This is a genomic window from Kineosporia rhizophila, from assembly GCF_021277265.1.
Classification (GTDB): Bacteria; Actinomycetota; Actinomycetes; order Actinomycetales; family Kineosporiaceae; genus Kineosporia; species Kineosporia rhizophila.
Window position 1 is genome coordinate 543,915 of the sequence record NZ_JAJSOH010000002.1, and the last position, 25,045, is coordinate 568,959.

Sequence of the window (25,045 nt, forward strand, 5' to 3'; positions counted from 1 at the left end):
GCTCACCGCAGCCGCGCCGAGGACAGGACCGCCGCGAGGTGACCGACCACGGTGACCAGGGCGGCCGCGACCAGGGCGAGGAGCAGGGCCGAGGTGGCTGCGTGGGTACCCAGCACCAGGTCGGCCACGGCCGCGGCGAGCACCAGCAGCGAGAGCTCGACGGAGTGGAAGACCCGGTGGAAGGGGAAGAGTTTGGCGATCCGGCGGAGGGTGCGCACGGCGCCCGCGCTGGGCACCCGGACCTGCTCGGCGTCTTTCATCGCCGGCATTCCGGCCTGTCCGCGTGAAACGTGCACGAGATCGTTCTCCACCTTGTTCAGGGCCACCAGCAGAGCCAGCAGCGCACCGAGGAACAGCGCCGGGTGCGCCAGCGCCTCGAGCAGCCCGGACCCCCAGCCCTCACCGGTCTGCACCACCACGGAACCGAACCCGTCGCCGTTCGCCACCCGGAAACCGAGGGCCAGGGCGATGCCGCACTCGGCGACGTAGTGGCCGACCCGGTCGAGGTAGACCCCGACCGGTGAGGACGTCCCGCGCCAGCGCGCCACCTCACCGTCGGAGCAGTCGAGCAGCATCTGAAGCTGCACCAGCAGCGCGGCCAGCAGGGCCCCGGCGATGCCGACCCAGGCGGTGGACAGCGCGGCGAGGGCGGCCGCGGTGATCATCAGCCAGGTGACCTGGTTGGCCGACAGCCCCAGGGCCAGCAGCGGCCGGGTGAGGTAGGGCGAGATCTGCCGCAGGTAGGCGTGGGCCACCCAGTGTTCGGCGGCCGCCCGGGTGCGCACGTGCTCGGGCTGGCCGACCCGGCGGAGCTCGGCGATGCTGGGCCCGCTCATCGCGTGACTCCGATCCATGACTTGAGACTTGCCCCGGCCGAGGTCACTGCGACCACGGCGGTGAGGGCCCACAGGCCCCCGGTGACCCAGTCCTCGGCCTCGACCGGCAGCAGGAGGCCGGGCAGGAAGACGAGGACCCCGAAGGCCGCCAGACGTAGGTCGGCCCCGATCAGCAGCGGACGGGTCCCGTCGTCGACCCCTTCACGGACCCCGTAGGCCTGGAGGTAGTGGGCGACGGCGACGACCGCGAGAAGCATCACCGCGGCGCCGTGCTGCGCCTGCACCGCGGTGCTCAACAGGTACAGGACCGCCAGTTCGGCCACTGCCACCAGAGCCGGCGCGATCACCGCGGACCGGCCGCGCAGCCGCTGCAGCACCGCCCCGAACCAGGGCCCGGTGTCGGCGGCGATCTTCGGCACCTGGTCGCCCACCAGCGACCGGCCCCGCGAGGCCAGGGCGGCGATCAGGTAGACGGCCGCGGCCAGACCACCGGCGCACAGCACGATCAGCGTGGTCCTCGGGGTGAACAGGGCGGCCCCGACCGAGAGCACCAGGAAGCGCTCGGCGATCGGGAAGTGGCCGATCCGCTTGAGCCAGCCGGCCGCACCGTGGGTGTCGGTGGCCGAGACCCAGCCCTGCGGCAACCGGACCCGGGCGGCCGGGGCGGTCCAGACCGGCCTGAGCGCCGGCGCGGGATCGAGCTGCTGCCGGCGCAGGGCCCAGCCCAGGTCGGCCAGGCTGCGGAAGGTCTGGACACCGATCGCCAGCGCGGCCAGCGGCCACAGGTCCTGGTCGGCCTGGGTACCGGCGAGGGCCAGGCCGAAGACGACCGCGAACTCCTTGATCCGGTCGGTGCTGGCGTCGAGCCAGGCGCCGAACCGGGAGAACCGGCGGCGGTAGCGGGCCAGCTCGCCGTCGACGCAGTCGATCACCACGCACAGCTGCAGGACCACGGCCCCGATCACCGCGGGCAGCCGGTCGCCGGTGGCGATCAGCGCGGCGGCGGCCAGGCCGAGGGCGAACGAGACGGCGGTGACCTGGTTGGGGGTCAGGCCCAGGCGCTCGGCCCGGTCGGTCAGCCGCCAGGAGAGCTTGCGCAGCACGAAGGTGGAGAAGAATCCGTCGCCCCCGCGGGCCGCCTCACGCAGCCGGACCCGGCGTTCGGGCAGCTGGGCCAGGGCCTGCTCGGCCGCCTCGAGCTCGGCCGCGTCGGTGGGCCGGGCCCAGACGTAGCCGCCGATCGGGACCGGCCGGACGGTGACACCGGCCGCAGGCAGGCGCTGGGCCAGCTCCCGCAACAGGCGGTCGGGAGCAGCCGGGTCGAGCTCGTGCACCAGGCCGGACGCGGCCGGACGGTCGGCGGCGGCGATCCGGATGACGTCGAGGAACTCGAAGGTGTCGTCCGGCCCGGCGGGCCCGGACAGAGCGGCCGTGTTCAGCCGCGGATCGTCCAGAAGGGCACCCAGGACTGTGCCGTTCGTCACCAGATCGACCGGGACCAGAGCCACCGGGCGGCGCGGGACGGCGTTGGAACCCATGCCGTGCGCCTCGCCCTCGGCCGATGCCGGGGTGTGCGGTCCCGGCCGGCCGGCCACCGCGTGGGCCAGCGCCTCGGTGCCGCCCAGGCTGCTGACCGTGACCACCTGCTCGTCGGCCACGATCACGCCCTGTGCGGTCAGCGCCGCCCGCAGGGCGTCCCGGCGGGACGGCCCGGCGCCGTGCAGGTCGAGGAGAACGATGTCCAGACCGGCTGCGTCGAGACGGCTCACGGCTTCACCGCCCGTCTCGGCGCCGACCGGGGCACCGGTGGATTCAGCCGGGGTGCGGTCACAAACAGTGACAGCAGCGCTTGCGCGCCGCCTCAGCACCGCATCGGCCGAGCGTCCCTGCGTATCCACCCGCTGACGTCCGTTCTCTCGGTCTCGAGTCGACCGACATTAGCACTGTGTTCATGTGCAGGTCGCCTGTTCGCCCGGTGGCATTCCCCGGTTGTACGGCCGAGGGGGGATGACCCACCGTCAGACCGAATCAGTCTCGGCCGCTACGGATCACGCACCGCAACAGAACACGGCTCCACTCACTCGTCCGGGCGCTGTAACAATCTGAACGGCCAGGGACGATCAGGCAAACGGGCCGAACTTCCGGATGATGGCCGGGATGCCCGGGCGCCTTATGCTTCCGGCCGGTCCCTTCCCCCGCACGACCGATCCCCGAAAGGCCCCAGACCCCCGATGGCGCTGCCGAAGACCGTCTCCAGCTTCCTCCGATCGCCGAACCCGGCCACGTTCGGGGCGCTGGCCAACACGATCAACAACAAGCGGCGCTCGATGGGCCGTCGGGCGGGCAAGGCGCGGGGGCCGAAGCTGAACCGGGTGCCCGAGGGCCCGGCCCCCGCGGCCGAGGTGGTCGTCTACTTCGCCGAGGACCGGCGCAAGATGTACCAGCTGGAGCAGTGGCTGCCGGTGTTCGAGGAGCTGCACCGCCGGCACCCGGTGGTGATCGTGATGCGGTCGCGGGCCTCGTTCAACAACCTGAGCGAGCGCACCCCGCTGCCCACCGTCTACACCCGGCGCCTGGCCGACGTGCTGGAGCTGTACGACGAGCTGGACCCGAAGGTCGCGATCTACGTGAACAACGGGGTCGCCAACTTCCAGTCGCTGGCCGTCGCCTCGATCCTGCACGTGCACGTGAACCACGGTGAGAGCGACAAGGTCAGCATGGTGTCCAACCAGGCCAAGGCCTACGACCGGGTGTTCGTGGCGGGTGAGGCGGCCGAGCGCCGGCACGCCGCCGCGCTGATCAACTTCGACCCGGCCCGGCTGGTCCGGACCGGCCGGCCCCAGCTCGACCTCAAGTTCGAGCCGGTGCTGCCGCCCTCGGCGCGGCACACCGTGATCTACGCCCCCACCTGGGAGGGCGAGAACGACTTCAACAACTACACCTCGGTCGACCGCTACGGGGTGGCGATCGTCCGGCAGCTGCTCGCCCGGGACGACGTGCGGGTGGTCTACCGCCCCCACCCGCGGGTGGCCAGCAGCACCACGCTCGAGGTGGTCGGCGCCCACCAGGAGATCCTGTCGCTGATCGAGCAGGCCGATCCCGCGGGCGGGCACGCGACCGCGATGGAGGGCTCGATCCTGGCCCTGTTCCAGGAGTGCGACGCGATGGTCACCGACGTCTCCAGCGTCGGCCTGGACTTCCTCTACCTGCGCAACGACGCCCCGCTGTTCATCACCGACCGGCGCGACGACCCGGCCCAGCTGGCCGTGGACGCCCCGATCTCCGGCGCCTCGGACGTGATCGACTCCACCAGCATCGGCCGGTTCGGCGAGGTGCTGGCCGTCCGCCTGGCCGAGGACTCGCGGATGGACGAGCGGATCGCCATGCGGCGCTTCTACTTCGGCGACATCGCGCCCGGTGAGAGCACCCAGCGCTTCCTCGACGCGGTCAGCGAGGTCGCGGCCACCCGCGACGCGATGATCGCGCGCCTGCCGCACCGGCAGACCCACGCCTCGGCCGCGGCGGCCGCCTCCGGCGACGCGGTCGGCGATGTGACGCCGCAGGAGGCGGCGGAGGTTCAGAACGAAACGCCGACCGTGGACGAGTCGACGTCGGCCGAGTCGGTGGCGCAGCAGCGCCCCGACCTGGTGGCCGGCCACTGATCAGCGTGTCTGACAAGGTTTTCGGACCCGGCCTGGCCATCGCCTCGCACCGGGGTTTCGGCAAGAACGTGGCCGGCTGGCCGGAGAACTCGCTTCCAGCTTTCCAGGAGGCGTTGCGGCACGGGGTGCCCTGGCTGGAGGTGGATGTCCGGCGCACCCGGGACGGCGGGCTGTTCGTGCACCACTGGCCCAGCGTCGGGCCTGAGGACGGGCGTTTCGTCTCCGACCTGAGCACCGAGCAGGCCCTTCGGGCCGGGCTGCTGGCCCTGCCGGACCTGCTCGAGGTGCTGACACCCGAGGTCGGGATCATCTTCGACGTGAAGACGGCGCTGGAGGACGCGCTGCTGCCGCCGTCCGAGGACACCACCGCCCTGCTGCTGCCGACTCTCGAAGCCGAGCGCGATCGTCCTCTGCTGGTGACCTCTTTCGACCCGGCCTCGCTGCTGTTCGTCGGGCAGGAGATGCCCGGGGTGCCGCGCGGGCTGATCACCTGGATCTCGTTCCCGATCCGCAAGGCCGTGCCGGCCGCCGCCCGGCTGGGCGTGGAGGTGCTCTCCGCGCACTGGAAGTCGTTCGGCCCCAACGGCACCGACTCGGCGCCGCACCACCGCCCGGCCGAGTACGCGATCGACGTCGCGCACCGGGCCGGACTGGAGGTGCTGGCCTGGTCGCCGGTGATGGGACCGGCCGCCGAGCTGGCCGCGGCCGGGGTGGACGCGCTGGTCGTCGACGACGTGCCCGGCGGTCTGGCCCTGGCCCGGAGCCTGGCTTCCTAGCTGCCCTGGCTCCCGGCCTGGGTCTCCTGACCCGCCGCCTGCTCGGCCCGGTCGCGCTCGTCGGCCAGGAACTTGGCCTTGCGCATGTGCCCGGTCATGCTGCGGATCAGCAGCACGGTGACGCAGGCGAGCACGAAGACGGTGAGGAACCCGGCGAAACCCGGCGAGACGATGTCCGGATCGGGCACCCGAACGGCGTCGGGCTCGGTCGAGGCGGCCATCAGCACGGCGGAAATCACTGCATCACACCCAGTTCGTCAGACTTTGGCCCGGTCGCGGATGCCGGCGAACAGGTCGTCCTCCGGCAGTTCCGACTCCACCAGACTACGCGCCAGCTCGAAGTCGTCGGTCGGCCACACCTCGGCCTGCACGTCGTTCGGGATCGCGAAGAACCAGCCGTCCGGATCGATCTGGGTGGCGTGCGAGCGCAGCGCCTGGTCCCGCCGCTCCATCCAGCCGACGATGTTGACCTGCGTGGTGATCTTGCGGTCCGGCGGGCGGTTGCCCTCGTCGCGGGCCTTCAGCCACTCGGCGAACGGCGACTCCTTGCCCTGCGCCAGCAGGGCCTCGTGGAACGCCATCATCCGGCCGTAGGAGAACCCCACGTCGTAGTAGAGCTTGAGCGGGGTCCACGGCTCACCGCTGTCGGGGTAGCGCGTCGGGTCGCCGGCCGACTCGAACGCCTCGACCGAGACCTTGTGGGTCATGATGTGGTCGGGGTGCGGGTAGCCGCCGAGCTCGTTGTACGTGGTGATCACGTGCGGGCGGAACTCGCGCACCAGGCGCACCAGCGGCGCCGAGGCCACCTCCAGCGGCTGCAGGGCGAAGCAGCCCTCCGGCAGCGGCGGCAGCGGGTCGCCCTCGGGCAGACCGGAGTCGACGAAGCCCAGCCAGTGGTGGCGCACCCCCAGGGCGGCGGCCGCGTTGGCCATCTCCTTGCGGCGCAGCTCCGGCAGGTCGCGCTCGACCTCGGGGTCACCCTGCAGCTTCGGGTTCAGCACGTCGCCGCGTTCACCACCGGTGCAGCTGACCACCAGGACGTCCACGCCCTCGTCCACGTACCGGGCGAGGGTGGCCGCCCCCTTGCTGGACTCGTCGTCGGGATGCGCGTGCACCGCCATGAGCCTGAGCTGCTCGGCCATGCCGGGGTCCTCCTGAGGTGAGAATTCGGGTGAGGATGGACCGGCCGGGCGCCACCGGTCTCCCCCACTGGCGCGCACGACCCCATCTGAGTGGACAATCATGTCGGACGCCCGGGCATTCCCGGACCACCGCCCCAGGCAGAGGGAAGTACGTGACCACGCCAGCCCAGACCCCGGCCGACGACTCCCACCTGGCCGAGCGCTACGGGGAGCGGCGCCCGCCGAACCGCCGGCTGCTGATCGGTCTCGGGGCCGCCGCGGCCCTGGTCGCCCTCGCCTTCACCTTCTGGGTCACCGTGATCGACCGGTCGAAGATCACCTGGCAGGACCACAGCTTCTCGGTGCGCTCGGCCTCCGAGGTGGTGATCACCTTCGACGTCCAGCTGCACGCCGGAGCCACCGGCGCGGTCTGCACCGTGCACGCGCTGAACGCGGTCAGCACCGAGGTGGGGCTGCGCGACGTCACGGTCGAGGGCGGGGCCGACCACCGCGCCCGGATGACGGTGACCGTCCCCACCAGCGAAGAGGCCACCACCGGCCTGGTCCGGGGATGCGTCGCCCGGTAGGAACCCGCTCCGTCGGTTCTCCGTTGCACCCTGCACCTGCAATCCGGGCTTTCTTGTTAAGCTCAAGGTTTCGTCCGGACGCCGTCGCCGCCGAAAAAGAGCGGCCTCAATGCGACCACAGAAGGAGATGCCCCGTGAGCGAGACCGGTGCTGCCGTCGCATGGCTGACCCAAGACGCCTATGACCGGTTGAAGAAGGAGTTCGAGTACCTCTCGGGCGAGGGCCGGGTCGAGATCGCCAAGAAGATCGAGGCCGCCCGCGCCGAGGGTGACCTGAAGGAGAACGGCGGCTACCACGCGGCGAAGGACGAGCAGGGCAAGCAGGAGGCCCGCATCCGTCAGCTGCGTCAGCTGCTGGAGACCGCGCAGGTCGGCGAGGCCCTGGCGAACGACGGCGAGGTGGCCTCCGGCAGCGTGGTCACGATCGACCTGGCCGGCGAGGAGATGACGTTCCTGCTCGGCAGCCGCGAGGTGGCCGGTGACACCGACCTCGAGGTCTACAGCGAGAAGAGCCCGCTGGGGGCCGCCATCGTGAACCACAAGGTGGGCGAGACCACGTCGTACACCGCGCCGAACGGGCGTGAGATCAAGGTGCGCATCCTCGAGGCCAAGCCCTTCACCGGCTGAGCGGCCGTCCTCGGTCTCTGGCGGCCGGTCCCCGCAACCCGGGTGACCGGCCGCCCGGTTTTGGGCGCCCTGCGCAGCCTGGGATGATCTGACCCATGTGCGGGCTCGCCGGTGAGGTGCGGTTCGACGGGGCCCGGGCCGACGTGCCCACGGTGGACCGGATGACGTCGACCATGGCCGACCGGGGCCCGGACGACACCGGCCTGTGGTCGCACGGGCGGGTGGCCCTGGGGCACCGCCGGCTGCGGCTGATCGACCTCTCCGACGCCAGCGCCCAGCCCATGGTCGATCCGGCGGCCGGCCTGACCGGCGTCCTCAACGGGTGCATCTACAACTACCGCGAGCTGCGCACCGAACTGGCCGCGGCCGGTCACCGGTTCTTCTCCGACGGCGACACCGAGGTGGTGCTCAAGGCGTACGCGCAGTGGGGCACCGGCTTCGCGCAACGGCTGATCGGCACGTTCGCCGTGGTGATCGTGGAGAGAGACAGCGGCCAGGTGGTCCTGGCCCGCGACCGGCTCGGCGTGAAACCGCTCTATCTGGCGCCTTTCCCGGGCGGACTACGGCTGGCCAGCACCCTGCCCGCACTGCTGGCGGCCGGCGACGTGGACACCTCGATCGACCCGGTGGCGCTGGCGCACTACCTGAGCTTCCACAGCGTGGTGCCCGCCCCGCGGACCATTCTGGCCGGGGTCCGCAAGCTGCCCCCGGCCACGGTGCGGGTGTTCTCGGCCGACGGCTCGAGCACCGATCACGTGTACTGGCAGCCGGATTTCAGCCGCCGACCGGAGCATGCGGCCTGGTCCCAGAGGGATTGGCAGCAAGCTCTGCTCGAGGCGCTGGGCACCGCGGTGCGGCGCCGTACGGTGGCCGACGTCGAGGTCGGGGTGCTGCTGTCCGGCGGGCTCGACTCCAGCCTGGTGGTGGCTCTGCTGGCCACGGCCGGGGGCGAGCGGCTGCGCACGTTCTCGATCGGTTTCGAGGGCCGGCTCGGCGACGAGTTCCGTTACTCCGACCTGGTGGCCGAGGCCTACGGCACCGACCACCAGCGCATCCGGGTGGGTGAGGTGGATCTGGTGCAGCCGGTCGAGGCCTGCATCGCGGCGATGCCGGAGCCGATGATCAGCCACGACTGCGTGGCCTTCTACCTGCTCAGCCAGGTGGTGGCGGCGCACTGCCCGGTGGTGCAGACCGGTCAGGGAGCCGACGAGGTGCTCGGCGGGTATCACTGGTACCCGCCGTTCGCCCAGGTCGGCCGGGGTGCGGCGCTGGCCACGTACGACCGGGTGTTCCTCGACCGCCCGAGCGCCGAGCTGGCGGCGGTGATCTCGCCCGATCTGCTGGTGCGCGACGCCGATCCGTTCCTGCGCGGGCTGGATCCGGCGCGGGCCTGGCTGAGCACGCACTTCGACCGGCCCGGGGCGCAGACCGCGGCCGATGCGGCGATGCGGATGGACACCACGGTGATGCTGGTGGACGACCCGGTGAAGCGGGTGGACTCGATGACGATGGCCCACGGTCTGGAGGCGCGGATGCCGTTTCTGGATCACGAGTTCGTGGAGCTGGCGGCGGCCTGCCCAGTGCCTTACAAGCTGGCCGGGGGTGGCAAGGGGGTGCTGAAGCAGGCCGCGCGGGGGTTACTACCGAGGGCGGTGATCGACCGGCCCAAGGGGTATTTCCCGGTGCCGGCGCTGGTTCGGCTGCAGGGGAAGCTGGCCGAGAGGGTCAGGGACACGCTGGAGTCGCCGGAGGCGCGACGGCGGGGGTTGTTCCGGCGGGAGTATGTGAGCGAGCTGCTGCGTGACCCCAACGCCGCCGTCACCCCGCTGAACGGGAACAAGCTGTGGCAGCTGGCTTCTCTGGAGATGTGGCTGCAGGCCCGCGGCATCTCGGCCTAGCTTCACTCCCCCCGCACGGTGCCCTGCGAGGCGCTGTTCTCTTCCGGGGTCTCCGGCCCGACGAGGCCTTCGGTCACCGTCTCGTCGTCGCTGTCGCGTGACTCGTCGGCCAGCGGCCCCATCTGTTCCTCACTGGGTTGCAGGTGGTCGTCGTCCGGATCCCGCCCGGCCAGGTACTCGCCGATCACGTTCACCACGGCCACCAGCGGCACGGCGAAGAGCGCCCCGACGATGCCGGCCAGCAGCACCCCGGCGGCGATCGCCATGATCACCGCCAGCGGATGCACCCGCACCGCCCGGCCGAGCAGGAACGGCTGCAGGACGTGGGCCTCCAGCTGCTGCACCCCGATCACGATGGCCAGCATGATCACCGCGTCCCAGAACCCGCCGGCGACCAGGGCGACGAGCACCGCGGCGGCCCCGGAGACCAGCGCGCCGACGATCGGCACGAAGGCGCCGAAGAACACGACCATGCCCAGCGGGAAGGCGAGCGGCACCCCGAGCAGCGCGGCCCCGATGCCCACCCCGACGCCGTCCACGATCGCCACGATCACGGTGGCCCGGACGTAGGCGGTGAGCGTGGCCCAGGCCCGAACGCCGGAGCCGCGGACCTTTTCGCGGGTGGCGGCCGGGAACAGGCTGACCACCCAGGCCCACATCCGGTCGCCGCCGGACAGGAAGAAGTAGGTCGCGAAGAGCACGATGAAGATGCCGGTGAGCACGTGCCCGGCGGTGTTGGTGACCTCCAGCGCGCCGGAGACGATCTCGCTGCCACCACTGCCGCCGCGGATGCTGTCCTGGATGCTGGCTACGTACTCGTCGAGCTGGTCGTTGGTCAGGTTCAGCGGGCTGTTGGCCAGCTGCTGCTGCAGTTCGGTGATGCCGTCGGCGGCGTCGTCCCGCAGATTGTCGAAGCCGCTGACTGCCTGCTGCCCGATCAGCGCCACCAGCCCGGCGACGAACACCAGGGTGAGCACCACGGTCAGCAGCGCAGCGGCGGCGTTGGGCAACCCAATCTTGGTCTCGGAACGGGCCAGCGCGCGGTGGACGGGCTTGAGCAGCGCCGAGAGCATGAGCGCGACCAGCAGCGGCACGAACAGCACCTGGTACTGGTTGAAGATCCGCCAGAGCAGATAGATCGTGCCCGCGATCAGCAGCACCCGCCAGGCCCAGGCGGCACTGACCCGCAGCCCGTGCGGTAGTTCGTCGGGGCGCACCCGGGTCGGGTCGTCCTGCTCCATGCTCACCCATCCCATACTGCCCGGTGTGCCGTGATCGGCGCGGCGACCCCGCCGTGTCGTCCGCTTCACCCAGGGTGTTCCGGGCCGGGGTGCAGTCCCGCCGAGGCGAGGCGCCGGGCTGCTTCGGGGCTCAGCCGGTCGTGCAGAAGTCCGGCGGCGAAGAGCGTGTAGCGCACATCGACCGCTGCGGTGGCCTTTTCGGGCACGGCCCACCCACCGGCGTGGTCGGCGAAGAGCGGTTTGAGGACGTCGGTGCGCCCCTTGGTATCGGCGTGACGAAGAACTCCCCCGCTGCCCACGACCAGACCGATCCGACGCAGAGGGCGAGGGGGACTACCGGGGCGCGTGGGTCGCCCGTGGCGGCGGACGGCGATGAGGACAGCCAGCTGGGCCAGTTGCCGGTCGAGCGCCTGGTCGCCCCGCCCCAGGCTGCCTGACTGCTGATCACTGTCACCGCGACCGGACTGCCCCACCTGACCTGGGCTTTCCCAGACTTGAACCCCGTCTCCTGGCTGCCCGGACGAGCTCGGAGCCGGGGCCTCCTCGACCAGACCAAGTGCGTACTGCCGCAATTCTTGGGCCTGTTCCAGCTCGATCAGCCCTTCGGCCAGCGCTGCCTCCACCACCCCGACCGCCCCCGACCGGACCCCCAGATCCCCCTCGACCGTGCGCGCCGAGAACCAGTCCCCCGCCGCCCACTGCCCGGCCCCGGTCTCAGGACGCTCGCCCGCCTCCTCCGCCGGCACCACCGAGTACACATCCGTGGTGGCCCCGCCCACGTCGACCATCAGCAGCCCCCGCCCACCCGCGAGCACCTCCACCCCGGTGAGCACCGCGTCTGGTGTCGGTGCGCTCACCAACTGGGCGAACGAACGTCCATTGATTCGAGAGCCCTTGCGGGACAGACCCTTACCGCCGATGACATGCCGCAGGAACGCCTGCCGGATCGCCTCCCGGGCCGGACCGGGCTCAAGAGTGCCGATCCGGGGCAGCACGTTGCCGGCGATCGTGACGGTGCGACCCCGCCGACGCAGCTCGTGCGCAGCGGCGTCGGCGGCATCGCGGTTGCAGGCGAGAACGACCGGAACGGGCAGCCGGGCAATTCCGAGGCGCCGAGCGTTGTGCACGACCACATCGGCGTTGCCCCCGTCGGTGCCGCCGGTGAGAAGGATCAGGTCGGGCCGGGCCGCGCGCAGCGACTCGACGGCAGCAGCATCCAGAGGACCGGAACTGAGATGCACCACCCGGCCCCCCGCCGAGAGCGCCACCCGCTGCCCCGCCTCGGCCGTGACCAGCCGCTCGTGCCCGACCACGGCCAACCGCAGACCGCCGCCGGCGCTGGAACAGGCCACGATCTCGGCCGCCTCGACCTCGGCCGCACCAATCCCGGCCACCCGGACACCATCGGCGACCTGGCCCTCGCCAAGACCCCGATCAGCCTTGGCCGCCGCACCGATCAGTGCCCGGGCGATGGCGTCCCGCACCGCCGCGATCCCGACCACGACATCGGGCAACGTGGTCGGGTGCTGGCCCGTGCCGAGCACCTCTCCCGAGACCACGTCGACCAGCACACCCTTGGTGAACGTCGACCCGACGTCCACGCACAAGACCAGTTCCCGCACCGTCACCCCCCGCACCGTTGCGGGCCCAAAGCGCTCACCCGCTGACCGCCGACACCAAGTGCCTCGCGAACACTCACCCGCTCACCGGCCGCCCACGCCTGGTGCCCGACAGGCCACTGACCCACCCGCCGGCGCCCACGCCTGGCACCCGACAGGCCATGACCTACCCGCCGACTGCCACGCCAAATGCGCGACAAGCCGCCTGCCTGCCGACGTCAACAGCCAGCAGGCCACGCAACCACACACCGACCACCGGGCCTGGTACCCGACGGGCCACTCACCCGCCCGTCAGCCAGCCACCGGCACCAGGTGCCCGACAAGCCACTCACGCGCCCAGCGGCCACCGGCAACACATGCCCGACAGGCCACCAACCCGCCCGCCAGCCAGCCACCGGCACCAGGTGCCTGACAGGGCCACTCACCGCCTGCCGACCACCAACATTGAGTGCCCGGCAGGCCACCTGCTCACCCGCCGGTCACCCGTCGTTCAGAAGCAGCTGGTCAGCCCAGCGCCTGCTCCAGGTCCGCGACCAGGTCGGAGGCGTCTTCCAGGCCCACCGAGACCCGCACCAGGTCGTCCGGCACCTCGAGCGCCGATCCGGCGACCGAGGCGTGGGTCATCTGGCCCGGGTGCTCGATCAGCGACTCGACCCCGCCCAGCGACTCGGCCAGGGTGAACACCTGCGCCTTGCGGCAGACCTCGAGCGCCGCCTCTTTCCCGCCCGCGACCTGGAACGACACCATGCCGCCGAACCGCCGCATCTGCTCCACCGCGGCCTTGTGCCCGGGGTGGTCGCCGAGCGCGGGGTAGAGCACGCGGGTGACCTTGGGGTGCCGGGTGAGCATCTCGACGATCTTCTCGGCGTTGTCGCAGTGCCGTTCCATCCGGACGGCCAGGGTTTTCAGGCCGCGCTGGACCAGCCACGAGTCGAACGGGCCGGACACCGCGCCCATCGAGTTCTGGTTGAAACCGATGCGCTCGACCGCACTTTCACCCAGGCCCGAGATGCCGCCCATCCACGGCGCGAGGGCGCGGTCGGACACGATGGCCGCCCCGCCGACCACGTCGGAGTGGCCGCCGCAGTACTTCGTGGTGGAGTGCACGACGATGTCGGCGCCCAGGCTCAGCGGCTGCTGCAGGTAGGGCGTGGCGAAGGTGTTGTCGACGACCAGCAGGGCACCGGCCTGGTGCGCCACCTCGGCCAGGGCCTCGATGTCGGCCACCGAGAGCAGCGGGTTGGTCGGGGTCTCGACCCAGACCAGGCGGGTCTTGCCGGGCTCGATCGCGGCGCGTACCGCGTCCACATCGGTCAGCGCGGCGGGCGTGTGCCGGACCCCCCAGGGCTCGGCGACCCGCGCCACCAGGCGGTAGGTGCCGCCGTAGGCGTCGTCCGGGATGACGATGTGATCACCCGGGCGCAGCAGCGAGCGGAGCACAGCATCCTCGGCGGCCAGGCCGGACGCGAAGGCGAAACCACGGGCCGACCCGTCCGGCGCCTCGAGCGCTGCCAGGCAGTCTTCGAGGGCGGTGCGGGTGGGGTTGCCCGAGCGCGAGTACTCGTAACCCACCCCCAGCCCCTGCCGGAGACCGCCCACACCGTCCTGCGCGTAGGTGGAGGTCTGGTAGATCGGGGTGACCACCGCGCCGGTGGCCGGATCGGCCTCGGACCCGACGTGGATCGCCCGGGTCGAGAACCCGGCCTCTGACCAGCGGGGACTTCCGGAATTGCGAGTCGGCTCGTTCACAGGCCCCAAGCTACTACCGAGCGCCGACAAATCTGCCCGAGCCCGCCCCCGGCAGCGGGAACGGACGGGGGCCAGACTTGGTTGTGATCGATGGCGCGGGACCGATCGTTCCGCCCGAAGCATCAGGAGGTCAGAATGATTTTCGGCAGCAGGTCGAAGAGCACGATGGTCGAGCGGGAGAAGGCGCTGCCCGGCCGGGAGAGCCGGCCGTTCACCGTGCCGGCCCGCCACGCCGTTCTGGGCACCCCGCTGGAGGGCCCGTGGCCCGAGGGCACGCAGGTGGTCTACCTGGCCATGGGCTGCTTCTGGGGTGCCGAGAAGACGTTCTGGCAGACGCCGGGCGTGGTCACCACCGCCGTCGGCTACATGGGTGGTTACACCCCGAACCCGACCTACGAGGAGACCTGCAGCAGCCTCACCGGCCACACCGAGGCCGTGCTGGTCGCCTACGACCCGGCCAAGCTCAGCCTGGACACGCTGCTCAAGACGTTCTGGGAGTCGCACGACCCGACCCAGGGCTACCGCCAGGGCAACGACCTGGGCACGCAGTACCGCTCGGCGTTCTACTGGACCACCGACGAGCAGCGTGAGGCCTACCAGGCCAGCCAGAAGGCCTACCAGGCCGCCCTGGACAAGGCCGGCTTCGGCCACATCACCACCGAGTCCCGGCCGGCGACCGACGCAGGCACCTTCTGGTACGCCGAGGACTACCACCAGCAGTACCTGAAGAAGAACCCGAACGGCTACTGCCCCGACCACGGCACCGGCGTCACCTGCCCGATCGGCGTGGGCGTGCTCTACGGCACGGGAGTGAAGGCCGAGTAGTCATCCAGGCCGTGCCCGCCACGAAGCGGGCACGGCTACGGGTCAGGTGGCTACGAAACTCTTGAGCCGACCGGCAATAACCGCCAGATCGTCGAGTTCGCCGGAAGCAATGGCCATCACCAGGTCAAAAGCATCGTCATCGGCCGGCGCGAGCTCCACACCGTTCTTGGCACAGAACACGTAGGTTCCCAGCCACGCCAGTCGTTTGTTGCCGTCGACCAGTGGATGGTTGGACACCAAGGAGTGCAGGAGCGCCGCCGCCTTGGTCAGCAGGTCCGGATAAGCCTCCTGCCCGAACATCCCGGCTCGGGGCCGGTTCACGGCAGCGTCCAGCAGACCGATGTCCCGCACCTGGACCGGCCCGCCGACGGCGTACCGGGAGATCAGCAGGGCCTGCTCGACGCTCAGGTAGCGGATCATTCGCCGAGACGGCGCAGGAGATCGGCGAACTTCGTGGCTCCCGCAGCCGCAAGCTCTTCGGTCTGCGCGTCGTCATCGGCCCGGAGCAGGTAATCGCTGATCGCGGCCTGAGCCACCTGCTGCATGCTCCGGCCCTCTCGCTCGGCCCGGCGCCGAAGGGCCTCGGACTGCACATCATCAAGACGCAGGGTCATTGCCATGCCTGACATGATACCAACCTGATACCACTCGCTCCGCTTCAATTACCCGTCGAGTGCGAGGACTACCACCAGCAGTACCTCTACAAGAACCCGAACGACTACTGCCCCGACCAGGTCTGATCACAGTGCCCAGCCTTCCAGGGGGCGCAGGGCATCAATCCGCCAGTAGCAACGTGAACCGAATAATGGGTCGATGTCTCCCTCAGCGGCCACACCCGTCGTCTACCTCCTGAGCGGCCTCCCCGGTTCCGGTAAGTCGACCTACGCCCGCGGCCTGGAGCGAACCGGAGTGACTCGCCTGTGCGTGGACGAGCTCGTGCAGGCGCAGCACGGCAGGCCGGGCAAGGACTACCCCGGGCACGAGCAGCCCGCTCGCGAAGCACCGATCCTGGCCGAGGTCCGGAAGCAACTCGCGCGACTGGTGCTGGCCGGGCGGTCTGTGGTCCTGGACCACGGCCTGGGTCTGCGCAGCGACCGGGACGACTACAAGAAACTGGTGACCGAGTCGGGTGGTCAGTGGCGTCTGCTGTACTTCCAGGTCGAGCGCTCAGAACTGTTGCGGCGACTCTCGCTCCGAAATGCTCAGGAAAGCTCCGGCATCATGACGGTCGAGACGCTGGACTGGATGATCAGGACGTCGGAACCCTGCGAAGGGGAGGGCGAGGAACTGGTCACCGTGAGAGACGCCTAGGCTCGGCCAGACACGTTCGCGATGGAGGTCAGAGCCCATGTTCACCCTCCGGCCCAACCTTCCCCAGGCCCTTGCCAAGGCCGAGCAGACCGTCCCCAATGAGCCCGTCGACTGGCTGAAACACCCGCCGCACAACGCTCATCGCCTGGATCGCACCGTCCAGCTCCCCGACCGGGCCTCCATCACCGAGTGCGGCAGCGCCCTGCTCAACTGGGAGGTTCACCGCCTGGCCGGGCTGCGCACGCTGGCGAGCGGGCCGGCCCAGCCGGGGGCAACCGTGGTGCTCGGAATGCGAATGGGCCCGGCCTGGGCGGTGGCGCCGTGCCGGGTCATCGAGGCGGTGCAGACCGAACAGCTCGTGGCGTTCAGCTATACCGCCTTGCCCGGTCATCCCGAGGCCGGGACGGAACGCTTCGCCTTTGTGCGCGACGAGAGAGGTGCGCGATTCGAAGTGAGCGCGGTGAGTCGACACGTGTTCTGGGGCAGCCGCCTGGTGCCTTTCCTGGCTAATTTCGTTCAGGGGCAGGCCACGGAAAAGTACCTCCGGGCCGGTCACTCACTGGTGAACGATTAAGGCACCCTCGGCTTACGGGTGGTAGCGGTCCCCGTCGGCCAGCACGGCCTCGGCAATGTCAGCGGGAAACATGCTCCGGATCGAAGGCCCATAGTACGAACCGTCCTGAGGGAAGGTGACCGTTTCCCCATCGACCTTGACCGGGGTGGAGTAGCCCGAGTCGCCGGCCTGACAGTCGGCCCAGACGTAGTCGGCCGTACCCACTTCTCGCAGCAGGCGCACAGCGCAAGAAGCCTGGGGGTCGACGGCCAGCAGCGTGGCGATCCGGGCCTCTTCCCGTTGCACGCCGGGCTCGGCCCGGTCAGGCAGCGCGATCGACGGCTCACCCCCGCCGCAGGCCCCCAGCAGAACGCACGTCCCCAGCACCACCGACCAGCCGAATCGGAACATACCGATCACCTTACGAAGGAAAGGGCTGTCCAGCCGTAGCCGGACAGCCCTTTCTTCTGACCAGTGAGGATCAGGTGGCCGAGACCCAGCCCATGCTCAGCGCGCCGAGCATGACCAGGCCGAGCACGATCCGGTAGGCCACGAACACGTAGACGCTGTGCCGCTCCACGAACTTCATCAGCCAGGCGATGATCGCGAAGCCGACCACGAAGGCGACCAGCGTGGCCACCGTCATCTGGGCCACGCCGGGGCCGTCGCCCGCGGTCACGTCCGGCAGGGTGAACAGGCCGGAGGCCACCACGGCGGGGATCGCCAGCAGGAACGAGTAGCGCACGACCACGACGCGCTTGAGGCCGATGGCCAGGCCGGCGGTGATCGTGCCGCCCGACCGCGAGACGCCGGGGATCAGGGCCATCGCCTGGGCGAGGCCGAGGATGATGCCGTCCTTCACGGTCAGCTCGTGGAAGTCGCGTTCCTGGCGGCCGAACCTCTCGGCCAGTCCCAGGAAGATGCCGAAGACGACCAGCATGGTGGAGACCAGCCAGAGGTTACGGGCGGGCTCCTTGATCGCGTCCTCGAAGAGCAGGCCCAGCACGCCGATCGGGATGGTGCCGAGGATGACCAGCCAGGCCATCTTGTACTCGAAGGTCTGCCGCAGCGAGGGGCTGACGAAGCCCTCGAGCCAGGTGATGAAGAGCTTCCAGATGTCCTTGGCGAAGTAGATCAGGACGGCCGCCTCGGTGCCCAGCTGGGTGACGGCGGTGAACGCCGCGCCCGCGTCCCGGTCGAAGAACACCTCGGACACGATCCTCAGGTGCCCCGACGACGAGACCGGGAGGAACTCGGTCAGGCCCTGCACCAGACCGAGGACGATCACCTCTAGCCAGCTCACGGCGCTCTGTACCCCTTCGTTCCGGCATGCACCCGCGCCTGCCGGTGCAGGGATGCCACATGAGATCCCCGGCTGCGTCGCCGGAGACGATGTTCGGTCGCACACCGTGTGGGCGCAGAGGTTTTTCCTCGCGGGGACGGTGGCCAGCCGACCATACACGCCTTAACGGACCGTTAGGCAAACTTGCTCATTACCCGAAAACGCCCGTCAGACGGTAACCATCAGGCGACACCCCCGGTGCGGCAAAAGTTCCCGGGCACCCCCGTTCAGGGGCAGAACGGAACTGCCCGCCACGCCATCACCGCGCCAGGTAAGGGAATTCGGCGGTATTCACCCGACGAACGGGTGAGCAGCGGCCGCTACTCACCCGTTCAGTCCATTTCTCCCCCGCCGGGCCCGGTGTTTCCGCCCAGTGCCTGATCGCAGCCGGATCGTGATCAGGTTCTAATCTTCGGCAGCCGGATCGTGAGACGGCTTTCCGGCGCCGGAGTGCAGGAGTTCCAGTTCCGCCAGCACGTCGGCCTCGGCCCGGTCGAGCGACACCCCCAGGTCGCTGAGCAGGCCCTGCCCGTTCTCGAACTCCAGCACCGCCAGCAGCAGGTGCTCGGTGCCGACGTAGTTGTGCGCGAGCCGCAGGGCGGTGCGCATGGTCAACTCGAGCACCTTCTTGGCGCCCGGGTCGTAGGGCACCATCTCCGGTGCATCGGCCACTCGTGCGGGTAGCGCGGCAGTGGCCACCTCTGCGAGTCGCTCGGCCGTGACCCCCTGCCGGGCGAGAACCGTGAGCGCCAAGGTGTCCGGCACCGCCGCCAGGCCGACCAACAGGTGGGCGGGCAGGGTCAGGTCGTTGCCGGCCGCCAGCGCCGCGTCGTGCGCCTTCATCACCACCGAACTGGCCCGCGGGGTGAAGCGGCTGAAGCCGTCCTTCAGGTCGATCGGCTGAGCATCGGCCTTGGGCACGAACCGCTTCTGGGCGGCCTGCTTGCTGACCCCGATGCTGGTGCCGATCTCCGTCCAGGAGGCGCCGGAGCGCCGGGCCTGGTCGACGAAGTGGCCGATCAGATGGTCGGCGACCTCGCCGAGGTAGTCACCGACGACGACCGCACCGGAGAGCTGCTCCAGCGGGTTGTCGTGGGCCTTCTTGATGCCCTGGATGAGATCGTCCAGGCGCACGCTACGTGTCGTCGAGCTGGATTCCGTCATACGTCAACCCTAGGTTGACGCAAGACGGTCGTCAACTATTGGTTGACGCGATCGGCTCAGGCGGCGCGGGTGAACATGGGCTGGCCGTCCCGCTCGAGCAGCTCGTCGAGTTCCTCGTCGCGCAGTGTTCCGGTCAGGCCGAGGGCATCGGGGAACAGGTGCAGCCCGGGAGCCGGACGCGCCACCTGCGGGCGCCGAGGGGCAACGGCCAGGGCACCAACAATGGACGAGGGTGCGCCGGCAAGGCCGTCGAGTGCGGTTTGCGGGGTGGCCGGGTCGACGGTCGGAGCAGGCGTGCCGGAGGCACCCGCGATCGCCGGGTCCCGGGTGGTGCGCGACTGGTAGACCGTGCCGATGTAGATGCCGGCCAGCAGCGCCAGACCGCCCGCGATCTGCCCACCACCCAGCGGCTCGCCCAGGACGACGATGGCGATGGAGGTGGCCACCAGCGTCTCGAGGTTCAGGAAGACCCCGGCGATGTGCGGCTCGACGCCGGTCTGCCCGTAGGCGAACAGGGTGAACGGCAGCACCGTCCCGAGCACCGCGAGCGCCAGGGCGGCGAGCAGCGCCGCGCCGTTCAGCCCGTCCTGACCGGGCACCGGGACCGATTCGGTGATCAGGGCGAACGGCAGCACCGCGACGGCCGAGGCGAGGAACTGGGCCGCGGTCACGGCGACCACGTCCTGGCCGGGCAGCAGCCGGGCCTGGACGATGGTGAAGGTCGCGCCGATCAGCACCGAGCCCATCACGATCACGTCGCCGAACAGCGTCGCGTCACCACCGCCGGCCCCGGCCACCACCACGATGCCGGTCAGCGAGAGCGCGAACCCGATCCAGGCGACCGGCCCCACCTTGGCGGCGTTGAAGACCACGGCGAGCACCGCCACGATCACCGGGACCGAGCCCAGCAGCAGGGCGGCGTGGGTGACGCTGGTCCGCTCGAGGCCGATGTTCTGCAGCAGCACGCAGGCGCCGTACCCGAACGCACCGTAGAACCACAGCGCAGGCCGGACGGCGCGCAGGTTCGGGCGGACCACGGCCAGGATCACCAGACCGGCGACCGCGAAGCGGAACACCGTGAGCCAGGCCGGGCCGAAACCCTCGAAGGCGGCCTTGCTCAGCGGGACGGTGGTGCCCCAGGTGATACCGGCGATGGTCAGGGCGGCGAGGGCGGAGGTGCGGCGATCGGCCAGGAAGGCACGCGGACGGGCGGAGAACATGGTGACATCGTGCGCTGCACACGTCGATAAATCGGACACTCGGATGAGTTGCCAACTATTATTTGGCCCCATGGCCGTCGAGCTTGACGAAATTGACGTAAAACTCCTCACTCAGCTCCAGCAGGACGCCGATCGGACGAACCTCGAGCTGGCCGAGCTGGTCGGGCTCTCCCCCGCCGCCACCCTGCACCGGGTGCGGCGGCTGAAGGAGAGCGGCGCCATCCGGATCATCAGCGCCCGGGTCGACGCGGCCGCGGTCGGCTTCCCGCTCACCGTGTTCATGTCGGTCACCACGGCCAACGCCCGGGCCACGGAGCGGTTCGAGCGCGAGGTGCGCGAGCTGCCCCAGGTGATCGCGGCCGACACCGTGGCCGGTGAGATGGACTACTGGCTCACCGTGGTCGCCCGGGACGTGGAGGACCTGGAGCACACGCTGACCCGGATCGCCACGCACGGCGGCGGCCGGGTGGTCACCTATCTCCGGCTCAAACAGCTGAAACCGCCCACCCCCCTGCCCCTTCTGCCGAGCACGGCGGCCCGACAGAGGCGCAGGGGGTGACCGCGACTCAGCGCCCCGTGCGCGGTTCGCCCGGGTAGGTACCGAAGTACCAGCTGTTGCCCTCCGGGTCCTCGGCGGCGAAATCGGTTGACCCGTAGTCGGTCTGCCTCAATTCGGTGGTGATCCGGGCACCGCCCGCCCGGGCCCGCTCGATCAGTTGCTCGATCCCTTCCGGCACCACCACGTAGCAGCTGAACGCCCCCGGCGGGACGATCGGCCGACCGTCGTCGCGGGCCGACCCGAGCATCACACCCCCGCCGTGCGGCCAGCTCAGCTCGGCGTGTTGCACCACCTCGCCCTCTCCGTGCACGGCCGTCTCCTCGAAGCCGAAAGCCTGCACCAGGAAGGCGATCAGGCCGCGGGCGTCACGAGCGGAGAAGGTGGGCCAGACGGTGGGCGGTGGCAGGCTGGGCGTTTCGGTCATGATTCCTCCCGATCCAGGTTGAGCCAGCCCCTCCCCTTCGGACCGGCACTGTCACTGTGCCGCAGCTGCCATCATCCGGTCTTGAACGTTTCGGAAGGAAGATCGAGAGACCCGCCGGGCCTCTCCTCGGCCAGCCACCGGCGCGGGGGCAGGCCCGCCATCTCGGAGAACTCCCGGCTCAGATGGGCCTGGTCGGCATACCCGCACTCGGCCGCCAGCCGGGCCAGCCCGGCCGGCCCGGAGCCCGGGTCGCCGAGCCGTCGGCGGGTGACGTCGAACCGGGCCACCCGGCCGGCCGCCTTCGGGCTGAGCCCGATCTCGGCGGTGAACCGATAGGCCAGATTGCGCGGACTCCAGCCGACCCGACGGGCCAGGTCGGCCACCCCCAGACCTCCGTGCGAGGCCAGCAGCAACTGCCAGGCCCGCACCACCTCGGCGGCCGGGCCACTGTCACCGCGATCGAGACGCTCGAGGAAGAATCGGTCGAGCACCCCGAACCGTCCGGGCCAGGTCGATGCTGCCCGCACCTGCTCGTGCACCTCGACGCCGTCCCGCCCGAGCACATCGGTCACGGTCAGGTTCTCGCCCCCCAGTTCACCTCCGGGCAGGCCGAGCAGACGGCGGCAACCCAACGGCGAGAGAGCCACCTGGATGCCGGACTGTGCCCCCTGGTGAACGATCAGGGCTGGCGTGCGGTGCAGTCCTCCGAGGTACGTGTCGTAGCTACCCCCGGGATGTCCCTCCGGCAGCGCCGCCGCAACCATGGGCTCGTCGAGCGTGAAGATCAGCGTGAGCCAGGGCGAGGGCAGGCCGCGGTGCCGGCCCGGCGCCGATCCGCGCTGACGGTAGCCGGAGTACCAGGGGATGTACGTCTTCAGCGGGGTAGCGGGAGCGCGGTGCAGCAATTCGTCGACGAACTCCACCCGACCATCCTGGCCGCTCAGCGGCCTCGGTGCCCACGAACGTCCTCAAGCCCAAAAGAAAGTCGCGAGCCCCCGGCGGGGACTCGCGACGAGAACGGAACACCCGGCGAGCGGGCGGCTCACCCGGCTCAGCAGTTCACCCCGTTGTCCGGGTGCAGCGGATGAGTGGGTTCGAAGTGGCTGGGGTCGAGCCCACGGGAGTCCTGGCCGAACCAGGGGGCGAGGGCGATGGTGGCGGTCAGGAGCAGAAGCAGAATGAAGAAAGCCATAGGTCCATTGTGACGATTCTGGCCTTGCATCACATAGCCAATTTCTGAAGACTGGCCACATGCCCCTCGCCAAGAAGCAGCCAATCCAGCAGCGTGGCCGGGTCAGCGCCCGTGAGCTGATGCCATTGCTGACCGATTGGCGTGCCTCGGCCGTCGGCATCCCGGGCTACCGCGCCCTCGCCGACCGGCTGCGCCTGCTGGTTCTGGACGGGCGTCTGCCGGTCGACACGGTGCTGCCGTCGGAGCGCACCCTGGCCGATGCCCTGCAGACCAGCCGCACCACCACCACCTCGGCCTACCGGCTGCTGCGGGAGTCCGGCTTCGCCGAGGGCAGCCAGGGCGCCGGCACCTGGACCACGCTGCCGCGCGACAGCAAGCTGGAGTCGCCGATCTGGCCGGAGCACCTGAGCGGGGAGGCCGACCCGACCGGCGCCAACGGCGACTTCTCCTCCGCCGCGCTGGAGGCCCCCGCCGAGCTCTACCCCGCCTACCAGGCCGCCCTGGCCGAGATGCCCCGCTTCCTGCCGGGCAACGGCTACGTCACCAGCGGTCTGCCGATGCTGCGCGAGCGCATCGCCGAGCGCTACACCGAGGCCGGGCTGCCCACCACGCCGGAGCAGATCCTGGTCACCAACGGCGCTCTGCAGGCGCTGCACCTGGTGCTCGGCGTGGTGATGGAACGCGGCGACCGGGTCCTGGTCGAGCACCCCACCTATCCCGCGGCCGCCCAGGCGATCCGGGCGGCCGGGGGCCGGTGCGTGCCGGTGCCGGTCGAGGACGGGTGGGACGTGCAGCGGATGGGCACCCTGATCCGGCAGACCGGCGCCCACCTGGCCTACCTGATGGTCGACTTCCACAACCCCACCGGCGACCTGCTGGACGAGGCGGGGCGGCGACAGCTGGGGGCGATGGTGGCCGACACCGGCTGCCGGGTGATCGTCGACGAGACCATGCGCGACCTCGACCTGCGCACCACGCTGCCGGCCGCCCGCGCGGGCCGGCCGGCTCCCGACCCACTGCCGATGCCCCGCCCTCTGGCCGCCTTCGCCCCGGCCGAGCACGTGATCACCCTGGGGTCGGCCTCCAAGACCTTCTGGGGCGGCCTGCGGATCGGCTGGATCCGGGCCTCGCAGCCGCTGATCCGCCGGCTGGCCCTGGCCCGCGGCAACGAAGACCTGGGCGGGCCGCTGCTGGAGCAGCTGGCCACCGCGCACCTGCTGGAGAACGCGGAGCCGATCCGCCGGCACCGCCAGCAGTTGCTCGCCGACCGGGCGATCGCGCTGCACGACGCCCTGCGGGTCAACCTGCCCGACTGGACGGTTCCGCTTCCCCAGGGCGGGCTCTCGCTCTGGTGTCACCTGCCCGAGCCCCGCAGTTCCCAGGTCGCCGCGGCGGCCCGGGCGCTGGGCATCTGGCTCACTCCCGGGCCCCGCTTCGGGCTCGACGGGGCGTTCGAGGCGCGGATCCGGATGCCTTTCGCCCGGCCGGTGGCCGATCTGGTGCCGATGACCGAGGTGCTGGCCCGGGCCTGGCGCGCTCGCGGGCGCGCGCACACCTTCGACGACGACCTGACCACGGTCTGACGGTCCGACCTCACATCTGCCCTCGCCCAAACGTCTACAGGGGTAGAGGGGCCTGTCCCGCCAGCCGTAACCGAAGGAGCACCCGTGACCACGACCTCGTCCGGCTTCGTCCCGTTCACCGACGAGCGGCCCGACGACACGCCCTGGCCCGCGATGAAGTGGCCGATCGACCACGGCGTGGTGCTGTCGGGCGGCGTGGTCATGTTGTCGCAGTTCACCGAGGCCGACGCTGAGGCGCTGTTCGCCGCCCTCGACCACGACGCAGTCTGGGCCCACGTCCCCGGCCGTCCCGCAGACGCAGACGCCCTGGCCGCAGCGGTGAACCGGCGCATGGCGGTGCGCGGTGACGTGGCCTGGGTGGTCCGGCTCCGCGAGGCCGTGGGCGATCTGCCCGCCGGGGCCGTGGTGGGCACCACCTCGTACCTCGACGTGGTGCCGGAGGCGGCCCGGCTGGAGATCGGCTGGACCACCTACACCCCGGCGGTGTGGGGCGGGCCGGTCAATCCCAGTGCCAAGTTCGTGTTGCTGCGTCACGCCTTCGAAGAGCTGGGGGCCGGCCGGGTGCAGTTGAAGACCGACGTGCGCAACCACCGTTCGCAGCGCGCCATCGCCCGGCTCGGGGCCCGGCCGGAGGGGGTTCTGCGGCGCTATCAGCCCCGGGCCGACGGCACGATGCGGGATACCGTGATGTTCTCCGTCATCGCCGAGGAGTGGCCTGCGGTGAGTTCCGGCCTTCAGCGGCGTCTTGACTCCTAGA

At 70.6% G+C, this 25,045-nt stretch carries 27 protein-coding genes; 11 read left to right on the plus strand and 16 right to left on the minus strand.

Features of this window, described 5'->3' with window-relative positions:
• Nucleotides 1-2 precede the first annotated feature (2 nt).
• Nucleotides 3-836, minus strand: coding sequence for a CDP-alcohol phosphatidyltransferase family protein (locus tag LWF15_RS05850; protein ID WP_232809331.1), 834 nt, complete (start codon nucleotides 834-836; stop codon nucleotides 3-5).
• Entirely contained in the window at nucleotides 833-2,605 is a 1,773-nt protein-coding gene (locus LWF15_RS05855; protein WP_232809332.1) for a CDP-alcohol phosphatidyltransferase family protein, read from the minus strand. Before LWF15_RS05855 ends, LWF15_RS05850 begins: the two co-directional genes overlap by 4 nt.
• 462 nt (nucleotides 2,606-3,067) lie before the next feature.
• Between LWF15_RS05855 and LWF15_RS05860 the strand changes: the two genes are divergently transcribed.
• Together LWF15_RS05860 and LWF15_RS05865 are read left to right on the plus strand one after the other, a co-directional pair.
• The gene (locus tag LWF15_RS05860; protein ID WP_232809333.1) at nucleotides 3,068-4,498 is read left to right on the plus strand and encodes a CDP-glycerol glycerophosphotransferase family protein; all 1,431 of its coding nucleotides are present in this window, start codon (nucleotides 3,068-3,070) and stop codon (nucleotides 4,496-4,498) included.
• Nucleotides 4,499-4,503: 5 nt separating this feature from the next.
• On the plus strand, nucleotides 4,504-5,274 hold the full coding sequence (locus LWF15_RS05865) for a glycerophosphodiester phosphodiesterase (RefSeq protein ID WP_232809334.1): 771 nt from the start codon (nucleotides 4,504-4,506) through the stop codon (nucleotides 5,272-5,274).
• On the opposite strand, the gene LWF15_RS05870 is transcribed toward LWF15_RS05865, so the two are convergent.
• Complete coding sequence (locus LWF15_RS05870; protein WP_232809335.1) at nucleotides 5,271-5,513, minus strand: hypothetical protein; 243 nt, start codon at nucleotides 5,511-5,513, stop codon at nucleotides 5,271-5,273. The genes LWF15_RS05865 and LWF15_RS05870 overlap by 4 nt on opposite strands.
• An 18-nt stretch (nucleotides 5,514-5,531) precedes the next feature.
• On the minus strand, nucleotides 5,532-6,416 hold the full coding sequence (gene mca / locus LWF15_RS05875) for a mycothiol conjugate amidase Mca (RefSeq protein ID WP_232809336.1): 885 nt from the start codon (nucleotides 6,414-6,416) through the stop codon (nucleotides 5,532-5,534).
• 152 nt (nucleotides 6,417-6,568) lie between these two features.
• Between mca and LWF15_RS05880 the strand changes: the two genes are divergently transcribed.
• The 3 genes from LWF15_RS05880 (at nucleotide 6,569) to LWF15_RS05890 (ending at nucleotide 9,506) form a co-directional block, all read left to right on the plus strand.
• Entirely contained in the window at nucleotides 6,569-6,982 is a 414-nt protein-coding gene (locus LWF15_RS05880) for a DUF4307 domain-containing protein (RefSeq protein ID WP_232809337.1), read from the plus strand.
• A gap of 134 nt (nucleotides 6,983-7,116) precedes the next feature.
• Entirely contained in the window at nucleotides 7,117-7,608 is a 492-nt protein-coding gene (gene greA, locus LWF15_RS05885) for a transcription elongation factor GreA (protein WP_232809338.1), read from the plus strand.
• 95 nt (nucleotides 7,609-7,703) lie between these two features.
• Complete coding sequence (locus LWF15_RS05890) at nucleotides 7,704-9,506, plus strand: N-acetylglutaminylglutamine amidotransferase (RefSeq protein ID WP_232809339.1); 1,803 nt, start codon at nucleotides 7,704-7,706, stop codon at nucleotides 9,504-9,506.
• Between the two features lie 2 nt (nucleotides 9,507-9,508).
• Here LWF15_RS05890 and LWF15_RS05895 read toward each other — a convergent pair whose 3' ends face one another.
• From LWF15_RS05895 to LWF15_RS05905, 3 genes are all read right to left on the minus strand, one after another.
• Nucleotides 9,509-10,747 carry an AI-2E family transporter gene (locus LWF15_RS05895; protein WP_232809491.1) on the minus strand — a complete coding sequence of 413 codons (1,239 nt, stop codon included), beginning with the start codon at nucleotides 10,745-10,747 and terminating at the stop codon, nucleotides 9,509-9,511.
• Nucleotides 10,748-10,812: 65 nt separating this feature from the next.
• A complete protein-coding gene (locus tag LWF15_RS05900; RefSeq protein ID WP_232809340.1) occupies nucleotides 10,813-12,375 on the minus strand; it encodes a glutamate mutase L in 1,563 nt (520 codons plus the stop codon).
• A gap of 495 nt (nucleotides 12,376-12,870) precedes the next feature.
• Nucleotides 12,871-14,115, minus strand: coding sequence for a cystathionine gamma-synthase (locus LWF15_RS05905; protein ID WP_232809341.1), 1,245 nt, complete (start codon nucleotides 14,113-14,115; stop codon nucleotides 12,871-12,873).
• 135 nt (nucleotides 14,116-14,250) lie between these two features.
• Here LWF15_RS05905 and msrA point away from each other — a divergent pair, with 135 nt between their 5' ends.
• The gene (msrA, locus tag LWF15_RS05910) at nucleotides 14,251-14,940 is read left to right on the plus strand and encodes a peptide-methionine (S)-S-oxide reductase MsrA (protein ID WP_232809342.1); all 690 of its coding nucleotides are present in this window, start codon (nucleotides 14,251-14,253) and stop codon (nucleotides 14,938-14,940) included.
• Nucleotides 14,941-14,982: 42 nt separating this feature from the next.
• Here msrA and LWF15_RS05915 read toward each other — a convergent pair whose 3' ends face one another.
• On the minus strand, nucleotides 14,983-15,360 hold the full coding sequence (locus LWF15_RS05915) for a type II toxin-antitoxin system death-on-curing family toxin (protein ID WP_232809343.1): 378 nt from the start codon (nucleotides 15,358-15,360) through the stop codon (nucleotides 14,983-14,985).
• A complete protein-coding gene (locus LWF15_RS05920; RefSeq protein ID WP_232809344.1) occupies nucleotides 15,357-15,560 on the minus strand; it encodes a DNA-binding protein in 204 nt (67 codons plus the stop codon). The genes LWF15_RS05915 and LWF15_RS05920 overlap by 4 nt, the downstream gene beginning before the upstream one ends.
• Nucleotides 15,561-15,753: 193 nt before the next feature.
• On the opposite strand from LWF15_RS05920, the gene LWF15_RS05925 reads away from it, so the two are divergent.
• Entirely contained in the window at nucleotides 15,754-16,251 is a 498-nt protein-coding gene (locus tag LWF15_RS05925) for an AAA family ATPase (RefSeq protein WP_232809345.1), read from the plus strand.
• Nucleotides 16,252-16,288: 37 nt separating this feature from the next.
• Entirely contained in the window at nucleotides 16,289-16,825 is a 537-nt protein-coding gene (locus LWF15_RS05930) for a DUF1990 family protein (RefSeq protein ID WP_232809346.1), read from the plus strand.
• A 12-nt stretch (nucleotides 16,826-16,837) separates the two neighbouring features.
• Here the strand turns inward: LWF15_RS05930 and LWF15_RS05935 are convergent, their stop codons facing one another.
• The 4 genes from LWF15_RS05935 to LWF15_RS05950 form a co-directional block, all read right to left on the minus strand.
• Nucleotides 16,838-17,215: a hypothetical protein gene (locus LWF15_RS05935; protein ID WP_232809347.1), complete on the minus strand. Its 378-nt coding sequence runs from the start codon at nucleotides 17,213-17,215 to the stop codon at nucleotides 16,838-16,840.
• A 70-nt stretch (nucleotides 17,216-17,285) separates the two neighbouring features.
• Nucleotides 17,286-18,107, minus strand: coding sequence for an undecaprenyl-diphosphate phosphatase (locus LWF15_RS05940; RefSeq protein ID WP_232809348.1), 822 nt, complete (start codon nucleotides 18,105-18,107; stop codon nucleotides 17,286-17,288).
• 444 nt (nucleotides 18,108-18,551) lie between these two features.
• Complete coding sequence (locus LWF15_RS05945) at nucleotides 18,552-19,310, minus strand: Clp protease N-terminal domain-containing protein (RefSeq protein ID WP_232809349.1); 759 nt, start codon at nucleotides 19,308-19,310, stop codon at nucleotides 18,552-18,554.
• Between the two features lie 56 nt (nucleotides 19,311-19,366).
• A complete protein-coding gene (locus LWF15_RS05950; RefSeq protein ID WP_232809350.1) occupies nucleotides 19,367-20,530 on the minus strand; it encodes a DMT family transporter in 1,164 nt (387 codons plus the stop codon).
• Nucleotides 20,531-20,600: 70 nt separating this feature from the next.
• Here LWF15_RS05950 and LWF15_RS05955 point away from each other — a divergent pair, with 70 nt between their 5' ends.
• Nucleotides 20,601-21,089 (plus strand): Lrp/AsnC family transcriptional regulator, encoded by a 489-nt coding sequence (locus tag LWF15_RS05955; RefSeq protein ID WP_232809351.1) that lies wholly within the window; start codon nucleotides 20,601-20,603, stop codon nucleotides 21,087-21,089.
• A 7-nt stretch (nucleotides 21,090-21,096) separates the two neighbouring features.
• On the opposite strand, the gene LWF15_RS05960 is transcribed toward LWF15_RS05955, so the two are convergent.
• The 3 genes from LWF15_RS05960 to LWF15_RS05970 all read right to left on the minus strand — a co-directional run bounded on the left by LWF15_RS05960 (nucleotide 21,097) and on the right by LWF15_RS05970 (nucleotide 22,705).
• A complete protein-coding gene (locus tag LWF15_RS05960) occupies nucleotides 21,097-21,513 on the minus strand; it encodes a VOC family protein (RefSeq protein WP_232809352.1) in 417 nt (138 codons plus the stop codon).
• 71 nt (nucleotides 21,514-21,584) lie between these two features.
• Complete coding sequence (locus tag LWF15_RS05965) at nucleotides 21,585-22,436, minus strand: helix-turn-helix domain-containing protein (protein ID WP_232809353.1); 852 nt, start codon at nucleotides 22,434-22,436, stop codon at nucleotides 21,585-21,587.
• A 128-nt stretch (nucleotides 22,437-22,564) separates the two neighbouring features.
• Nucleotides 22,565-22,705, minus strand: a complete 141-nt coding sequence (locus tag LWF15_RS05970) for a hypothetical protein (RefSeq protein ID WP_232809354.1) — start codon at nucleotides 22,703-22,705, stop codon at nucleotides 22,565-22,567.
• Nucleotides 22,706-22,764: 59 nt separating this feature from the next.
• Here LWF15_RS05970 and yczR point away from each other — a divergent pair, with 59 nt between their 5' ends.
• Both yczR and LWF15_RS05980 read left to right on the plus strand, forming a co-directional pair.
• Complete coding sequence (gene yczR / locus LWF15_RS05975) at nucleotides 22,765-24,288, plus strand: MocR-like transcription factor YczR (protein WP_232809355.1); 1,524 nt, start codon at nucleotides 22,765-22,767, stop codon at nucleotides 24,286-24,288.
• Nucleotides 24,289-24,372: 84 nt separating this feature from the next.
• The gene (locus tag LWF15_RS05980; RefSeq protein WP_232809356.1) at nucleotides 24,373-25,044 is read left to right on the plus strand and encodes a GNAT family N-acetyltransferase; all 672 of its coding nucleotides are present in this window, start codon (nucleotides 24,373-24,375) and stop codon (nucleotides 25,042-25,044) included.
• Nucleotide 25,045: the final 1 nt, after the last annotated feature.

Excerpts from the sequence above, each read along its gene's own strand:
- LWF15_RS05850 (WP_232809331.1), bottom strand. The coding sequence starts at position 836 with ATGAGCGGGCCCAGCATCGCCGAGCTCCGCCGGGTCGGCCAGCCCGAG.
- LWF15_RS05860 (WP_232809333.1), top strand. The coding sequence starts at position 3,068 with ATGGCGCTGCCGAAGACCGTCTCCAGCTTCCTCCGATCGCCGAACCCG.
- mca (WP_232809336.1), bottom strand. The coding sequence starts at position 6,416 with ATGGCCGAGCAGCTCAGGCTCATGGCGGTGCACGCGCATCCCGACGAC.
- LWF15_RS05890 (WP_232809339.1), top strand. The coding sequence starts at position 7,704 with ATGTGCGGGCTCGCCGGTGAGGTGCGGTTCGACGGGGCCCGGGCCGAC.
- LWF15_RS05895 (WP_232809491.1), bottom strand. The coding sequence starts at position 10,747 with ATGGAGCAGGACGACCCGACCCGGGTGCGCCCCGACGAACTACCGCAC.
- msrA (WP_232809342.1), top strand. The coding sequence starts at position 14,251 with ATGATTTTCGGCAGCAGGTCGAAGAGCACGATGGTCGAGCGGGAGAAG.
- LWF15_RS05915 (WP_232809343.1), bottom strand. The coding sequence starts at position 15,360 with ATGATCCGCTACCTGAGCGTCGAGCAGGCCCTGCTGATCTCCCGGTAC.
- LWF15_RS05920 (WP_232809344.1), bottom strand. The coding sequence starts at position 15,560 with ATGGCAATGACCCTGCGTCTTGATGATGTGCAGTCCGAGGCCCTTCGG.
- LWF15_RS05925 (WP_232809345.1), top strand. The coding sequence starts at position 15,754 with ATGTCTCCCTCAGCGGCCACACCCGTCGTCTACCTCCTGAGCGGCCTC.
- LWF15_RS05930 (WP_232809346.1), top strand. The coding sequence starts at position 16,289 with ATGTTCACCCTCCGGCCCAACCTTCCCCAGGCCCTTGCCAAGGCCGAG.
- LWF15_RS05935 (WP_232809347.1), bottom strand. The coding sequence starts at position 17,215 with ATGTTCCGATTCGGCTGGTCGGTGGTGCTGGGGACGTGCGTTCTGCTG.
- LWF15_RS05945 (WP_232809349.1), bottom strand. The coding sequence starts at position 19,310 with ATGACGGAATCCAGCTCGACGACACGTAGCGTGCGCCTGGACGATCTC.
- LWF15_RS05950 (WP_232809350.1), bottom strand. The coding sequence starts at position 20,530 with ATGTTCTCCGCCCGTCCGCGTGCCTTCCTGGCCGATCGCCGCACCTCC.
- LWF15_RS05955 (WP_232809351.1), top strand. The coding sequence starts at position 20,601 with ATGGCCGTCGAGCTTGACGAAATTGACGTAAAACTCCTCACTCAGCTC.
- LWF15_RS05960 (WP_232809352.1), bottom strand. The coding sequence starts at position 21,513 with ATGACCGAAACGCCCAGCCTGCCACCGCCCACCGTCTGGCCCACCTTC.
- LWF15_RS05970 (WP_232809354.1), bottom strand. The coding sequence starts at position 22,705 with ATGGCTTTCTTCATTCTGCTTCTGCTCCTGACCGCCACCATCGCCCTC.
- yczR (WP_232809355.1), top strand. The coding sequence starts at position 22,765 with ATGCCCCTCGCCAAGAAGCAGCCAATCCAGCAGCGTGGCCGGGTCAGC.